The sequence below is a fragment of the uncultured Amaricoccus sp. genome, from assembly GCF_937891315.1.
GTDB lineage: Bacteria > Pseudomonadota > Alphaproteobacteria > Rhodobacterales > Rhodobacteraceae > Amaricoccus.
The window spans coordinates 1-12,970 of sequence record NZ_CALAGI010000137.1 but is presented as its reverse complement, the minus strand read 5'-3'; the positions used below and the strand labels follow the sequence as shown (position 1 = coordinate 12,970).

Annotated in this window: 20 protein-coding genes; 15 read left to right on the top strand and 5 right to left on the bottom strand. The window is 68.6% G+C overall.

Annotated features, from left to right (window positions below; translation table 11 throughout):
• Positions 1-4: 4 nt before the first annotated feature.
• A complete protein-coding gene (locus tag Q0480_RS12970; RefSeq protein WP_299133535.1) occupies positions 5-673 on the bottom strand; it encodes a lamin tail domain-containing protein in 669 nt (222 codons plus the stop codon).
• A gap of 1 nt (position 674) precedes the next feature.
• On the opposite strand from Q0480_RS12970, the gene Q0480_RS12965 reads away from it, so the two are divergent.
• From Q0480_RS12965 to Q0480_RS12950, 4 genes are all read left to right on the top strand, one after another.
• On the top strand, positions 675-1,460 hold the full coding sequence (locus tag Q0480_RS12965) for a hypothetical protein (RefSeq protein WP_299133534.1): 786 nt from the start codon (positions 675-677) through the stop codon (positions 1,458-1,460).
• Positions 1,457-1,765 (top strand): type II toxin-antitoxin system RelE/ParE family toxin, encoded by a 309-nt coding sequence (locus Q0480_RS12960; RefSeq protein ID WP_299133533.1) that lies wholly within the window; start codon positions 1,457-1,459, stop codon positions 1,763-1,765. Before Q0480_RS12965 ends, Q0480_RS12960 begins: the two co-directional genes overlap by 4 nt.
• A gap of 243 nt (positions 1,766-2,008) precedes the next feature.
• Positions 2,009-2,254 (top strand): type II toxin-antitoxin system ParD family antitoxin, encoded by a 246-nt coding sequence (locus Q0480_RS12955; RefSeq protein ID WP_299133532.1) that lies wholly within the window; start codon positions 2,009-2,011, stop codon positions 2,252-2,254.
• The gene (locus Q0480_RS12950; protein ID WP_299133531.1) at positions 2,254-2,574 is read left to right on the top strand and encodes a type II toxin-antitoxin system RelE/ParE family toxin; all 321 of its coding nucleotides are present in this window, start codon (positions 2,254-2,256) and stop codon (positions 2,572-2,574) included. Before Q0480_RS12955 ends, Q0480_RS12950 begins: the two co-directional genes overlap by 1 nt.
• A gap of 6 nt (positions 2,575-2,580) precedes the next feature.
• On the opposite strand, the gene Q0480_RS12945 is transcribed toward Q0480_RS12950, so the two are convergent.
• A complete protein-coding gene (locus tag Q0480_RS12945) occupies positions 2,581-3,582 on the bottom strand; it encodes an SOS response-associated peptidase (protein ID WP_299133529.1) in 1,002 nt (333 codons plus the stop codon).
• Between the two features lie 458 nt (positions 3,583-4,040).
• Here Q0480_RS12945 and Q0480_RS12940 point away from each other — a divergent pair, with 458 nt between their 5' ends.
• From Q0480_RS12940 to Q0480_RS12910, 7 genes are all read left to right on the top strand, one after another.
• On the top strand, positions 4,041-4,253 hold the full coding sequence (locus tag Q0480_RS12940; RefSeq protein ID WP_299133528.1) for a hypothetical protein: 213 nt from the start codon (positions 4,041-4,043) through the stop codon (positions 4,251-4,253).
• A gap of 63 nt (positions 4,254-4,316) precedes the next feature.
• On the top strand, positions 4,317-4,670 hold the full coding sequence (locus tag Q0480_RS12935) for a hypothetical protein (RefSeq protein WP_299133527.1): 354 nt from the start codon (positions 4,317-4,319) through the stop codon (positions 4,668-4,670).
• Between the two features lie 3 nt (positions 4,671-4,673).
• Positions 4,674-4,868 (top strand): hypothetical protein, encoded by a 195-nt coding sequence (locus Q0480_RS12930; RefSeq protein WP_299133526.1) that lies wholly within the window; start codon positions 4,674-4,676, stop codon positions 4,866-4,868.
• A gap of 479 nt (positions 4,869-5,347) precedes the next feature.
• Entirely contained in the window at positions 5,348-5,614 is a 267-nt protein-coding gene (locus Q0480_RS12925; protein WP_299133524.1) for a hypothetical protein, read from the top strand.
• Positions 5,615-5,628: 14 nt separating this feature from the next.
• The gene (locus Q0480_RS12920) at positions 5,629-6,951 is read left to right on the top strand and encodes a DUF4942 domain-containing protein (RefSeq protein ID WP_299133523.1); all 1,323 of its coding nucleotides are present in this window, start codon (positions 5,629-5,631) and stop codon (positions 6,949-6,951) included.
• Between the two features lie 274 nt (positions 6,952-7,225).
• On the top strand, positions 7,226-7,756 hold the full coding sequence (locus Q0480_RS12915; protein WP_299133522.1) for a thermonuclease family protein: 531 nt from the start codon (positions 7,226-7,228) through the stop codon (positions 7,754-7,756).
• Between the two features lie 126 nt (positions 7,757-7,882).
• Complete coding sequence (locus tag Q0480_RS12910; protein WP_299133521.1) at positions 7,883-8,020, top strand: excalibur calcium-binding domain-containing protein; 138 nt, start codon at positions 7,883-7,885, stop codon at positions 8,018-8,020.
• 44 nt (positions 8,021-8,064) lie between these two features.
• Here the strand turns inward: Q0480_RS12910 and Q0480_RS12905 are convergent, their stop codons facing one another.
• A complete protein-coding gene (locus Q0480_RS12905) occupies positions 8,065-8,211 on the bottom strand; it encodes a hypothetical protein (protein ID WP_299133519.1) in 147 nt (48 codons plus the stop codon).
• Between the two features lie 363 nt (positions 8,212-8,574).
• On the opposite strand from Q0480_RS12905, the gene Q0480_RS12900 reads away from it, so the two are divergent.
• The 4 genes from Q0480_RS12900 (at position 8,575) to Q0480_RS12885 (ending at position 11,543) form a co-directional block, all read left to right on the top strand.
• Positions 8,575-8,796 carry a hypothetical protein gene (locus Q0480_RS12900; protein ID WP_184155334.1) on the top strand — a complete coding sequence of 74 codons (222 nt, stop codon included), beginning with the start codon at positions 8,575-8,577 and terminating at the stop codon, positions 8,794-8,796.
• A gap of 475 nt (positions 8,797-9,271) precedes the next feature.
• Positions 9,272-10,168 (top strand): zincin-like metallopeptidase domain-containing protein, encoded by an 897-nt coding sequence (locus Q0480_RS12895; protein ID WP_299133518.1) that lies wholly within the window; start codon positions 9,272-9,274, stop codon positions 10,166-10,168.
• A 332-nt stretch (positions 10,169-10,500) separates the two neighbouring features.
• Positions 10,501-11,184, top strand: coding sequence for a ParA family protein (locus Q0480_RS12890; protein ID WP_299133516.1), 684 nt, complete (start codon positions 10,501-10,503; stop codon positions 11,182-11,184).
• Complete coding sequence (locus Q0480_RS12885) at positions 11,181-11,543, top strand: hypothetical protein (RefSeq protein ID WP_299133514.1); 363 nt, start codon at positions 11,181-11,183, stop codon at positions 11,541-11,543. Before Q0480_RS12890 ends, Q0480_RS12885 begins: the two co-directional genes overlap by 4 nt.
• Positions 11,544-11,558: 15 nt before the next feature.
• Here Q0480_RS12885 and Q0480_RS12880 read toward each other — a convergent pair whose 3' ends face one another.
• Together Q0480_RS12880 and Q0480_RS12875 are read right to left on the bottom strand one after the other, a co-directional pair.
• Positions 11,559-12,113, bottom strand: coding sequence for a VirC2 family conjugal transfer protein (locus tag Q0480_RS12880; protein WP_299133512.1), 555 nt, complete (start codon positions 12,111-12,113; stop codon positions 11,559-11,561).
• A 2-nt stretch (positions 12,114-12,115) separates the two neighbouring features.
• Entirely contained in the window at positions 12,116-12,808 is a 693-nt protein-coding gene (locus Q0480_RS12875; RefSeq protein ID WP_299133509.1) for an AAA family ATPase, read from the bottom strand.
• Positions 12,809-12,970: the final 162 nt, after the last annotated feature.

The following is a 12,970-nucleotide window of genomic DNA, read 5'->3' as shown; positions in this document are numbered from 1 at the left end:
CGACTCAACGGGTGATGACCAGTTTGGTGGTCAGTTCGCCCCATTTCAGGAAGTATATGCCTTGCGGCAATTCAGCAACCTCTATTTGTAAGACCGGCTGGGCCGACATTTCCTTTAGCATCCTCCCCGAAATATCGGTCAGTTGCAGGCGTCCGTCCGTCTGTTCTGCTGTCAGCGTCACGGTGAAATGATCGTTTGCCGGATTGGGGGAAACACGGATCGCCGGTACCGTCAATGCCGCAGGTTCGGCGGTTGGTGTCATCGAGTTGTTGGCGGCAAAAGTCCTGTTTTGAATCACAAAAGGGCCGGTACCATTGGGTACGCGGGCATATCCCATGTCTGTGACCTGTTGCGGAAAACTGAGGGTGTCCACAAAGTTGAGACCGGTGTCCAGCAATGCCAGGAATTCACCGGCGATGGAAAGTTTGAAGTTGGTGTGAAGTGGCCCCTGGCTGCTGTCTTCATCGGCCCAAAGGATCAGGTAACCCGACGGCGGAATGACGGTGCCGGCCGGGAATCTCCACTTGTCGAGGTTGGCCGAATTGTCGGTGATGTAGTAACCGCTGAGGTCGAAACTGAGGTTGCTGGTATTGTACAGTTCGATCCAGTCTTCGTACTGGTCGTTCTCATCCATCGCGGTGGCTCCGTTGCTGGCCATCACCTCGTTGATCACGATGGGCCCGACTTTCACCGCGGCGTTGGCGGCGCCGGTCTCCGACAAGCCTCGCCAGGACGACGGCAAGGCGCTGACGGCGCTGCGCGCCGAACGCGATCGGCTGGAGCGCGAGCGCGACCAGGCGCTCGCTGAGCTCGAGGCGTGTCGGGCCGCCATCCGCGCGGCGGCTGGCGCCCTCGCGCCCCTCGCCGGCGAGATCGTCACTTCGCCCACCCACCCGCCAGCGGAGGAGGCCCCCGCGCCCGTGGCCGTGGCCCCTGCCCCGCGCCCGAAGGCTCGGTCGATCGCCCGCCGCGGCCGCGGCGAGGGCGCTGAGCTGCGCATCCTCCGCGTGCTGGTGGCGCACGGTCGGCCGGCGACGATGCGCCAGTGGGCGACCCTCGCCGGGCTCTCCGCCAAGGGCGGCACCTGGTCGACCTACGTCTCGCGCCTGCGCACCAGCGGCTATCTCGGCGCCGGCGTCGGTGGCACCTGGTTCGTGAACGAGGCCGGTCGAGCCGCCGCCGGCGAAGTAGGCCCCCCGCCGAGCAGTGAGGAGCTCGTCGGCCGATGGTGCGAGGCCGTCGGCGCCGGCGGGGCCGGGCGCATGCTGGCGGTGCTGGCCGGACGATACCCGGCCACGGTCGACCGCGAGGTCCTCGCCAAGGAGCTCGGCCTCGCTGCCTCGGGTGGCACCTTCAGCACCTACCTCTCGCGGCTGGTCTCGAACGGCCTGGCGACCCGGTTGCCGGAGGGCGTCCGCGCGGCGGGCGAGCTCTTCCCGGCCGGGAGCGTGGCGCCGTGACGCGAGCGGTGGAATGGTCCCGGGACGCGCTCGATGACCTGAAGGCCCAGATCGCCTACATCGCTGCCGAGAACCCCGCCGCGGCGCAGCGCGTCGCCGATCGCCTGCGCACCACCGGCGACGCCCTCGGCGAAATGCCGACCGGCCGGCCGGGCCGGGTCGCCGGAACCTACGAGAAGTCGGTAACGGGGTTACGGTACATCATCGCCTATGCGCTGACGCGGCGCGGGGACCGGGAGATCGTCTCGATCCTTCGGGTGATCCACACCGCCCGTGACTGGCCCGACGAGGAATGGCCGCGGTAGCGCGGGCGCGGTGCCCCGAAACGAAGACAGCCTGCCCTCCTTGCGGAGGAACAGGCTGTCTCATTTCCGTCGGCGGTCATCGCCGTCCCCGGCTGTACCGCACCGGAATCGTAGAACAGGAATCCGCGGGATTCCAGCGCTGTATGGAAGATTTCCCGTGGTTTCTCCGATCCGAGTGAGAATGTGGAGATAGCAGTTTATGCGCCATTTGTGTTATAGGTTGCTCCGAGCAGGAGGCTGACGATGAACGTGTCGATCGGGAAGCGCTGGGAAGAGTTCGTCGAGGGCGTCGTGCAGGACGGCCGCTACGGCTCGGCGAGCGAGGTGGTGCGCGAAGGCCTCCGCCTGGTCGAGGAGCGCGAGGCGAAGCTGGCGGCCCTGCGCCAGACGATCGAGGCCTCGATCGCCGAGGGCGGGGCGCGGAGCCAGGACGAGGTGAGCGGCGCCCTGTCGGCGAAGGCGCGGGCGTTGGCGACCGAAGGGCTGTAGTGCGCCGCCTCGTCTACCTCACGGCCGCCGAGCGCGATCTCCTGTCGATCCTCGAGTACATCGCCCGCGAGAGCGGCAGCGCCGCGATCGGCCTCGCCTTCACCGAACGGCTTCAGGGCCAATGCGCCAGGCTGGCCTCGCTCCCCGGCACGCTCGGTCGCGCCCGCCCCGAGCTCAGGCCCGACCTCCGCAGCTTCCCCTTCGGAAACTACGTGATCTTCTTCCGCTACCGCGACGACGTGCTGGAGGTGGTCAACGTCCTGGAGAGCCACCGCGACATCGATGCCTTCTTCAGCGAGAGCGCGCCGCCGGAGGAATAGGCCGCCTCACAGGGTCGCCGGCGCCACGGTGTCTTCCTTCTCGCCGCGCAGCACGATCCGCAGGGCGCCGTCCCGCAGCGGCCGCTGCAGCGCCTTCGCCTCGCTCCACGGCGCCGAGAGCCAGGTATCCCATTCCGCCGGTTCGGTCAGGATCACCGGCATCGCCTTCGGGTGAACGGCGCGGACCTCGGCGTTCGGCGTCGTGGTCAGGAAGCCGAAGAGGTCCGCCGTCACCGGCCCCTCCTTCACCTTCCGCGTGCTGGTCCAGGTCGCCCACAGCCCGGCGAAGAAGGCAAGCGGGCGGGACTCGTCGAAGGCGAACCACACCGGCGGCCGCGAACCGTCCGCCAGCGTCTCGTTCTCGGCGAAGCTGGTGAAGGGCACCAAGCAGCGGTGCTCGGGGCCGAGCCAGGGCCGCCAGTGCGACGAGCTCGTCTGCCGGATGTTCGTCACCCCGCGGTCGACCTTCTTGCCGGCGAGGTACTGCGGCGGCGTCGGCATGCCCCAGCGTGCCATGACGAGCTCCCTGCCCTCGCCGGCGTTGCGGACGATCGGCGCCGGATAGTCCGGGTAGATGCCCGGCAGCGGCGGCATGTTGCCGGCGCGGTCCTCGAGGCCGGCGAAGAGCCGGCGCATCGCCTCCTGCGAGCGGGTCATCGAGTAGAGGTTGCACATGGGCGACTTCTCGTCCTGGGGCCGGCCGAAGGGCAGATAGGGGGAGGTGTAGACCACGGAGTCGGTGCCGTCCGCCAGCAGGAGGTCCGGGAAGCGCGCGACGAACCGGTGCGCGGTCTCCGGCGCCCGGAAGTAGACCGCGACCGCGTCCCGCGAGAGTCCGAGCGCGCTCGCTGCATGGAAGGCGTACTCCCCGCGCCCGACCTCCTGATCGAGCCATCGGTAGAGGTTGTCGAACTGCCGCTCGAAACCACCCTCGGGCACCAACAGCTTGACCCGCACCGGGAAAGCCTCGTCGTCGATCCGTCTCTGGGGCGTGCTTCGGCGAGTCATGAGTCCTCTGGTGCGCGGGAATGTTCTCTAAATGTTCCTGATCAACCCGCGGTGCAAGCGCGCTGTCGCGTGAGGGATCGCCGTCGGCGATCGCGATGATCTGCGGACAGGGCCGGGGGATCGACGGGCCGAGGCCCGCTCACCCCCGCCCTGACGACTTTGCCATCCGTCACGTCCGCCCAGCATCCGGGCGACCGCGCGTCAACCGGCAGGCGGCGGCCATGGCCGCCGGCTCCACCGCCCCCCGTGTCCTCGCCTGCGGCTGCGGGCCGCGCCAGGGGCGTCTCCACCCGGTTGACCCGCGCTCCCCCGGCCGCGGGTCGGGCAGTCGCCCTCCCCGCTCTGCCCACCCGGGAAATGCGGGGTGCATTTCCGGTCGGCAGACCGGGACGGCTCCGCCCAAGAGCGGACCGAAGGGCAGAAGACCCCCGACGCGCCACCACGAAGGAGACCGGCCGATGGCCATCGACGACGACGACTTCGAGGACGACGACGAGATCGAGCTCTTCGAGGACTACGAGGACGGGGAGATCGGCTACGCCCGGTTTCTGCAGGCGCACGGTGTCGAGCGCACCTGCACGCGCTGTGGCGTTCTCTTCCGCGGCATGCCGGACCACGGCCACTGCAACACCTGCGCCGACGCGATCGAGGCGGGCCACCCGGTCGACTGACCGGACCTTCGGGCGGGGGGCGAGCGCCTCCCGTCATTCCCAATCCGACAGATGGAGATCGCGATGCAACGCGCGGAATGGAAAGCCTTTCATCATTCGATTCGGTACGACGCCCGGGCGTTCCGGGAGAGCCACGGCGGCTTCCCGTGCTTCACCCGCCGCCTCGTCCACAACGGCGAGGAGTGGAGCCTCACCCGTGCCCGCAACGACGGCCGGGGTTGGACCAGCCACCTGCGGAAAAGCCTGATTCGTCAGATGGGTTGGCGGCAGAAGCACGCCGACGAGATGAGCGACCTGCCCTACTGGCACCAGAAGCACCGCCGCGAGCCCTGGGCCCGGGCCACCTTCCGGCGGGCGATCCGGACGGCGGTGCGCTGCGCGCGCGAGTGGCGCCTCGCCGGCCAGGCGGAGGGCTGAGCGATGTTCGGCACCTACTGCCGCCTCGGCGTGCCGGTGTGGTCGACCGACCGGGAAGTGATCCGGGCGGCCCGCCGGCTGCTCTCGGCGACGGCGCGGGGCGGACGCGCGCTCCGCGCCGAGCGCCACGCCTTCTTCCGGCAGATGCTGGAGTTCCACCACTGCGAGCAGGAGCTGGTGCGCGAGTACCGGCTCTGACCCCGCGGGCTCCCGCTGACGCGGGAGCCTCGTTTCCTGATTTCCCGAATTCCTCACTCGCGCGCAGGCGGCTTCCGTTCCGGGCAGCGGGGATCGCCGACGGCGATCGCGATGTTCTGCGGACAGGTCGGGGGATCGACGGGCCGAGGCCCGCTCACCCCCGCCCTGACGATTTCGCCATCCGTCACGTCCGCCCAGCATCCGGGCGACCGCGCGTCAACCGGCAAGCGGCGGCCAAAGCCGCCGGCTCCGCCGCCCCCCGTGTCCTCGCCTGCGGCTGCGGGCCGCGCCACGGGGCGTCTCCGCCCAGGTCTGACCCGCGCCCGCCCGGCCGCGGGTCGGGCAGTCGCCCTCCCCGCTCTGCCTTCCCCGGAAATGCGGGGCGCATTTCCGGGGAAGGCAGACCGGGACGGCTCCGCCCGAACGGCGGATCGAGGGCGAAGACCCCGGCCGCTCCACCACGAAGGAGACCGGTTCCCATGCGGACACATTTCACCTTTCTCGCCAGCTCCTACCACGGCTGGTTGATCGTCACCCCGGACGAGCTCGCGGCGGTCGGGCTCAGCGAGGCCGACATCACCCCCTACAGCTACCGACGCGGCGACCAGCTCGGGCTCGAGGAGGACGAGGACGCCCAGACCTTCCTCGAAGCCTACAAGGCCCGCTTCGGCCGGGAGGCCGAGATCATCGACGACCTCGGCTCCTGCGACCAGTGGGAGCATTTCGGCAAGCGGCCGTGTCACTGAGGGAGGGCGGACCGATGAACATGCACGCCCCTGCCCTGCGCCGCCGCCTCTCCGACATCGTCGAGGAATACGACGCAAAGCGCGCCGGCATCGCCGAGGCGCTGGCCGCCTACGGCCGATCGGTCGCGGAGCTCGCCGCGGCCGCCAGCATCGGGACGGCCTACGGCGGCCCCCTGCTCCGCGACAGCTCCGGCCCCGCGCCGTGGGCGATGGAGGCCGCCCTCCTGAAATCGGCGTGGCGCCACGTCTACGAGGGCCTCGCCGTCGCGGAGATTGCTTCGGCGGCCGACAAGCGCCGCTTCGAGCAGATGCTGGAGAAGCCGCCAGCGTTCACGCTCGTGGAGATCCGCGAGCGGTTCGGCGACTACCTGCTGAACCCGCGCCACCACATTCTCCGCGGCCTCGCCGAAGTGTTCTGCGGGCTCGACCCCGCCTATCGCTCGCACTCCAAGGTCAAGGTCGGCGTCGCCGGCCTGCCGAAGCGGGTGATCCTGCGCTCGGTCGGCGACTATGGCGCTTGGGGGACCGACCGGCTCCGCGACGTGCTGAACGCGCTCGCCGCCTACCAGCGCCTGCCGCTCGTGACCTGGCCGGAGCTCCGCGCCCTTCTCGACGACGGCGAGGCCTGTCTCGCCGGCAAGGAGGTCCGGGCCGGCTACGGCGAGCCGTTCCGCACCGAAGCGCGGGGCTTGCGCCTGCGGCGCTTCGCCAACCGCAACGGCCATCTCTTCTTCGAGGAGCCGACGCTCCGCGACATCAACCGGGCGCTGGCCGAGTGGTATGGCGAGGTCCTGCCCGACGTAGAGGACGACACGCCGGCGCGACCGCGCGCCGGGACGGCGGTGGCGCGCGACCTGCAGTATTACCCGACCCCTGCCCCGCTGGCGCGGCGGATCGTCGAGGGCCTGGGCCGCATCGCCGGCGAGCGCGTCCTCGAGCCCTCCTGCGGCTGCGGCCGGCTGCTCGACGCGCTGCGCGACGCCGGCGCCAAGCCGTTCGGCATCGAAGTCGACGGCGCTCGCGCCGCGGAAGCCCGCGAGAAGGGTCACGCCGTCCAGCGCGCCAACTTCCTCGAGACCGTGCCGACCGGCGACTATGACCGGGTGGTGATGAACCCGCCCTTCTACGGCACCCACTATGTCCGCCACGTCGAGCACGCACTCCGCTACCTGCACCTGAACGGCGTCCTGACCGCGATCCTGCCGGCGACGGCGCGCTACGACCACGGCCTCCTGAGTGGCTCCTGGGAAGACCTGCCAGTCGGCGCGTTCAGCGAGAGCGGCACCAACGTCAACACCTGCATCCTCACCCTGCGCCGCCCCGCCGATCCCGGCTGATCCCGCCCTCGGGGCGGGGCCCCTCCCCTGCTCCATTTTCGTCGTCTAAATATCCTCGGGGGGTGCCGGGGGGCAGACGCCCCCCCGGCTTCGACATCGGCCATCCGCGATGCCGCCGGAAACCGGGCGCGCGGGCAGCGGAGATCGCCGATGGCGATCGAGGGGTTTGCCGGCGGGCGGCGGCTCGACGGGCCTTCGGCCCGCTCGCAGCCGCCCGGGTCTTGCTCAGGCCGCGCGCACCGCTTGTTAGGGGATCGCCGGCGAGGATTGTCGGATGCAGAGAAGCGAGGAAGCGGCAGTGCGCATCATCGAGGTCGCCGCGCAGGCGTTGATGGCGGTCGGCGTCATGATGACGATCGGCCTGCCGGCGACAGCGACCGAGGCGGTGCGCCGCGACGCCGAGATCATCGGAGTCGCCAGCGTGATCGACGGGGACACACTCGAGATCCACGATCGGCGGATCCGGCTCGACGGCATCGATGCGCCGGAGTCGGCGCAGCTCTGTCTTCGCGAAGGCCGGAAGGAGCGCTGCGGGCAGAGGTCGGCGTTCTTCCTCGCCGATCTGATCGGGCACGGAACGGTGCGGTGCCTTCCGCATGACGTCGATCGCTACGGGCGAGACATCGCGACCTGCTGGCTCGGCGACGTGAACCTAAACGAGCGGATGGTCGCGGCCGGCCAGGCGGTGGCCTACCGGAAGTATTCGAAGCAGTACGTCGAGGCCGAGGGTGAGGCGGAGGCGGCAGGGCTGGGGCTCTGGTCGACCCGGTTCGAGATGCCGTGGGACTATCGCCGGGCGCATTAGCGAAGGTGCGAGGCCGGCGTTGAGCGGTCGTACGGCGATGCCCTAGGGTCTGGTCCGGGGAGCTGCGGGGGGCGGCCGTGCGGTTCATTCTGGTTGTTGCGGCGATGCTGACGGCGCCGGGGGGTTGTGTCAGCAAGGGACTACGATTGCGGGGATTTCTCGACGCAGGCCGAGGCGCAGCGGATCTACGAGGATGCCGGTCCGGGAGATCCCTATCGGCTCGATCGCGATCATGACGGGGTCGCCTGCGAAACCCTGCCCTGACAGCTACACCGAGGCGCGTCCCCGGCCATGGCCGGGACCGGGCTCTACTCGGCCGTGCCGGCCTCCCCGAGCCGGCAAGCCGTCTCGGCCCATTCGGGTGACGATCCCTCGCGCGAGCCCCCTGCCCTGCCCTGGCGCGGATAGTCGAAGCGTCGGCCGATCCAGTCGTCCGGTCCGGTGATCGACGTCACCTTGGGGTTCTGGTCGGACAGTGCGAAGAGCCTCGAGTTGGTCCGGCGCCAGGTCGGTCGATCGGGCCGTGATGGTTTCTGCCCGTGTCTCCATGTGGCGTGCTCGACGGTGCCTTTGATGACGGGTTCTCGGCGATGCCGCTGCGCCGTTCAGCGGGGAGATGCAGGCCGTCGACCGAGCCACGGTCAGCCTCCTGTTTCGCAGCGATGACACCCTCGCGGATCGCGGCCAGGGCGTGCCCGGCGCAGGTACGCCGGCAACCACGAATACGGCTTCCCCTTCGCGGACCCTCCGCATTCGCGGTTGCCCCCTACCCTCTTTCGATCCGCCCGCCGGTCGTCACCGAAACAACGGAGGCTGACATGACCCGCTACGTCCTTACCGTCCCCTACACCTTCGAGCGCAACGGCCAGACCGAGACCCGCTTCCGCCGCGTCGGCGCGATCTTCGAGAACGCCCGCCGCGAGACCGGCGAGGTCTTCCTCTCGGTGAAGCTCGACTTCCCCGTCGCCGTCACCGAGCTCGTCGGCTTCCCGCCCCGACCGGAAGACGACCCGGCCTCGGACGAGGTGACACAGTCCTGACGGACCTCGGAGGGCGGCCGGTCGGCCGCCCTCCTCTCGCGCCCCCCGCCGAAACGAGGGACTACGGAAGTCAGGCAGTGAGGAAATGAAGCGGTGATCGCCGTCGGCGATCGCGTTGATCGACGGCCAGGTCGAGGGATCGACGGGCCGGAGGCCCGCTCACCCCCACCCTGACGACTTCGCCATGCATGACGTCCGCCCAGCATCCGGGCGCCCGCGCGTCAACCGGCAAGCGGCGACTAAACATCGCCGGCTCCGACGCCCCCCGTGTCCTCGCCTCCGGCTGCGGGCCGCGCCAGGGGCGCCTCCGCCCGGTTGACCCGCACTCGTCCGGCCGCGGGTCGGGCAGCGCCCTCCCCGCTCTGCCCACCCGGGAAATGCGGAGAGCATTTCCGGTCGGTCGACCGGGAGGCGCCGCCCAGACGGCGGGCCGAGGGCAGAAGACCCCGACCGCTCCACCACGAAGGAGACGGACATGACCGGCAAGTTCGATGCGCAGCAGGAAGTGACGGACCGCATCATCGCGGCGATCGAGGCGGGCACGCCGCCGTGGCGGAAGCCGTGGACCGGAGACCGGGGCGGCGCGGCCTTTCCGCTGCGGGCCTGCGGCGAGCCCTACCGCGGGATCAACGTCATTCTGCTCTGGCTCGAGGCTGACGCGAAGGGCTACGCCTCGCCGCATTGGTTCACCTATCGGCAGGCGCAGGAGCTGGGGGCCCAGGTCAGGAAGGGCGAGAAGTCGGTGCCAGTGATCAAGTTCGGCACCTTCGACACCGAAAAGGCCGAGCTAGCGGGCGAGGATGCCGCGACACGCAAGGTGATGTTCACCAAGCTCTACCATGTCTTCAACGCCGGCCAGATCGACGGACTGGCGGAAAGCTACTATCGACGGCCGGAGCCGGCCCGCGACCTCGGGACCGAGCCGGACGCCGAGCTGGAGACCTTCTTTGCGGCAACCGGCGCGGTCATCGAGACCAGCGACGACCCGCGCGCCTACTACAACCCGGTGGTCGACCGCATCCACATGCCGCCGGTCGGGACCTTCGAGTCCGCGGGCGCCTACTACGCGACCCTGGCCCACGAGGCGACGCACTGGACCGGGCACGGCAGCCGGCTTGACCGCACCAAGAAGTTCGCCGACCGGAAGGCCTATGCCTTCGAGGAGCTCGTCGCCGAGCTCGGCAACGTCATCCTCTGCACCCACCTCGGCCTCACGCCGGATTTCGAGCAGAGCGCCGCGTACGTCGAAAGCTGGCTGAAGGCGCTGAAGGAAGACAAACGGGCGATCTTCCGCGCCGCGGCCGAGGGGCAGAAGGCGGCGGACCTGCTGCTGGCACTTGCCGGTGACGACGAGAAGGAGACGGCCGCATAGCGGCCCCCTGCCCTACCCGAAAATTCGGGGCGCCTTCGGCGCCTGAGATTAGGGTTCGAAGATCAGCCGGCTTCGGGATTGGCGTGAGTAGAAGGATAGCTATCGGATACTAAAGAGGTAACTAATAGGAAGCAGGAAGCTATGAGATAGCAATCCGAAAGCGAACTGGTAGCTATTTAGTAGCGATCAATTAGCTAGCGGATACCAGTAAGCTAGTGGGTAGCTACCAGCTATCCACACCTTGAGATGGTAGCTATCAAATACCATTGGATAACAGCTAGCTATCGCGTATCCTTGAGGAAAACGGACCAACGAGCAGCAACGGAGTACCCATGCCGATCATCTCATTCGCCAACCCGAAGGGCGGGGCTGGCAAGACCACATCCGCGCTCCTCCTGGCCGGAGAGCTGGCCCAGAAGGGCGCTCAGATCGCGATCATTGACGCCGACCCCGAGCGGTGGATTTCGCAATGGGGAAAGCTGCCAGGGAAACCGGGCACGATCGAAATCCTTGGTGACGTCACCGAAGACACGATCGTCGACCAGATCGAGAAGGCGGCCGAGTCCGCCCAGTTCGTCATCGTCGACTTAGAAGGGACCGCGAGCCTGATGGTCGCCAACGCCATTGGCATGTCGGACCTCGTGGTGATCCCGGCGCAGGGTGCGTCGATGGACGCGAAGGGTGCAGCCAAGACGATCAAGCTGATCCGGAACCAGGAGCGGCTGGCGCGCCGGACGATTCCGCATAGCGTCCTTCTGACGCGCACCGGCGCGGCTGTTGCGACGCGGTCGCTCAAGAACGTGCGCGAGCAGCTTAACAAGGCAGGCATCGACGTCTTCGAGACGCCGATCGTCGAGCGCGCCGCGTATCGTGACATATTCGACTACGGCGGGGTTCTGGCCGATCTCGGTGCCGAGGTAAGTAACCTCGGCAAGGCTCAGGACAACGCTCGTGCCTTTGCAGGAGAGGTCCTAGCGAAGCTCCGCGAAACTACGAAGACCGCGAGGGTCGCATGAGCGCAAAGGAGCGTGCCGACCTCGGCTTTGCGGACGCGCTGGAAGACTTTAATCCGGCGGAATGGATGCCAAGAGCTGTGCCGAGCCCGAAACCGCGGATCGAGAAATCCGAAACCCGCAAGGCCGCCGCTGCCGTGGGCTTTCGGAGCCGTGAGCCTCAGCCTGAGCCAGAAGGCGATAGGGCAGGGGAGGCGCCAGTCAGACGACGTCGCACGGGGCGCAACACCCAGCTCAATCTTAAGGCCCGCCCCGAGACGATCGCATCCTTCTGTGCGATCGCGGATCTCAAGGGATGGGGCCTCGGCGAGACTCTGGAGCACGCTGTCGAGTTGCTGGAGCGAGAGTACAAGCCGCAATAGCGCCCATGGGAGTCATCAAGCCGCTCGTCTGAGTAGCCGCGCCAGCGCGGACATGGCGAGCTCCCGCCCGAAAGTGCCGGGCGGGAGCAGCTCCATCGGATCGAGCGCGCCCTTGCCGCTCGCGAAGAGCGCCGCCGAGACATGCCGCGAGGTACTCGCGCTCCGGGAGGGATCGATCGGATAGCTTCCTCGCGCCACGGCCTCGCCGGCCGCGACGGCGGCCTCGAGCTCGTCGAAGGCCTTGGCGAGGACCAGGCGCAGCGCCTTCTCGTCCCCCATGGTCGCCACCGCCCGATCGAACCAAGCGGAGGTCCCGGGTATCGGCGCATGGACAGCAAATTTCAGGCGAAGCTTCTCCTCCTGCGGGAGCCCCGCCCGCCGCGGCTTCGGGGCCGCCTCGGGCGGGGCAGGGGGCGCCGGTGCCGCCACGCTCGCTTCCCCTTGAGCCTCCGCGGGGGACCCGGCTCCCGCACCCTCCACGTCCCCCTGATTGGTTTCCAGGCCTCGGGCCGCCGCGAACTCCCTGCGATGCGCCTCGTAGGGCTTCTTGGGCCGGCGGATCTCGACCATCCTCAGCCCTCCACCACCTCTAGGACCTCGTCGACGAGCTTCTCGGCCTCGCGCATGGCGCTCTGGAAATGGGTGGCGCCGATCGAGGACTCGGTCCGCCGCTTCTCCAGCGTGAGATGGAGCAACCCGGAGCGCAGCATGCCGGTCAGGGCATCGCGGTCACGCAACATCGTCTGGAACAGCGGGAAGTCCTGGATCGAGGCGAGATCGGCCTCACGGGACTTGTTCAGCGTATGCGGCAGCTTCGTCACCAGCAGGGCGACGATCACAGACTGCCCGAGCTCCTCGCGCTCGATCAGGTCGACGATGAACTCGACGGTCGTGACACTGGCATTGACGTCGTAGGAGGTGATCGCCGTCGGGATGATGGCGAGGGCTGAGCTCGCGACCACCGTGCTGTTGAGCTCCGAACCGCCGCCATGGGTATCGACCAGCCCGAACTCGAAGCCCGCCTTCTCGGCGGCGCCGGCCGACCGCTCAAACAACTCCAGGTCGCCGGCCGGAAAGATCGCGCAGGCCTCGTCCCAGGTTCCGGACCTCCGGGCATGATTGCGCCAGGTGCCGAGCGGCGCGTTCTCGTCGCTCTCGAACAGCGCGACCGTGCGGCCGCGGGCGAGCAGGGCGGAGGCGACGACACTCAGGGCCGTGGTCTTGCCAGCACCGCCCTTAAAGTTGATGAAGCTGATGATCTTCACGCCCGCCCTCCGATCCCGTCAGTCCGCACTTCAGTCATCTCGTAATTCAGTTATTCCGTCATAGCGTGACAGCGTCAATCAGTCACCCGGCTATCACGCCATACGGTGATTTCGGGGTTCCGTACCGCTGCCATCGCGTCACTCGGCACTCCCGCAATCAGG

What these genes read in the sequence shown, in the direction of transcription:
- Q0480_RS12930 (WP_299133526.1), top strand. Translation starts at nt 4,674, where the DNA reads ATGTTCGGCACCTACTGCCGCCTCGGCGTGCCGGTGTGGTCGACCGAC.
- Q0480_RS12935 (WP_299133527.1), top strand. Translation starts at nt 4,317, where the DNA reads ATGCAACGCGCGGAATGGAAAGCCTTTCATCATTCGATTCGGTACGAC.
- Q0480_RS12885 (WP_299133514.1), top strand. Translation starts at nt 11,181, where the DNA reads ATGAGCGCAAAGGAGCGTGCCGACCTCGGCTTTGCGGACGCGCTGGAA.
- Q0480_RS12965 (WP_299133534.1), top strand. Translation starts at nt 675, where the DNA reads ATGGGCCCGACTTTCACCGCGGCGTTGGCGGCGCCGGTCTCCGACAAG.
- Q0480_RS12945 (WP_299133529.1), bottom strand. Translation starts at nt 3,582, where the DNA reads ATGACTCGCCGAAGCACGCCCCAGAGACGGATCGACGACGAGGCTTTC.
- Q0480_RS12940 (WP_299133528.1), top strand. Translation starts at nt 4,041, where the DNA reads ATGGCCATCGACGACGACGACTTCGAGGACGACGACGAGATCGAGCTC.
- Q0480_RS12890 (WP_299133516.1), top strand. Translation starts at nt 10,501, where the DNA reads ATGCCGATCATCTCATTCGCCAACCCGAAGGGCGGGGCTGGCAAGACC.
- Q0480_RS12925 (WP_299133524.1), top strand. Translation starts at nt 5,348, where the DNA reads ATGCGGACACATTTCACCTTTCTCGCCAGCTCCTACCACGGCTGGTTG.
- Q0480_RS12955 (WP_299133532.1), top strand. Translation starts at nt 2,009, where the DNA reads ATGAACGTGTCGATCGGGAAGCGCTGGGAAGAGTTCGTCGAGGGCGTC.
- Q0480_RS12895 (WP_299133518.1), top strand. Translation starts at nt 9,272, where the DNA reads ATGACCGGCAAGTTCGATGCGCAGCAGGAAGTGACGGACCGCATCATC.
- Q0480_RS12920 (WP_299133523.1), top strand. Translation starts at nt 5,629, where the DNA reads ATGAACATGCACGCCCCTGCCCTGCGCCGCCGCCTCTCCGACATCGTC.
- Q0480_RS12880 (WP_299133512.1), bottom strand. Translation starts at nt 12,113, where the DNA reads ATGGTCGAGATCCGCCGGCCCAAGAAGCCCTACGAGGCGCATCGCAGG.
- Q0480_RS12900 (WP_184155334.1), top strand. Translation starts at nt 8,575, where the DNA reads ATGACCCGCTACGTCCTTACCGTCCCCTACACCTTCGAGCGCAACGGC.
- Q0480_RS12915 (WP_299133522.1), top strand. Translation starts at nt 7,226, where the DNA reads ATGCAGAGAAGCGAGGAAGCGGCAGTGCGCATCATCGAGGTCGCCGCG.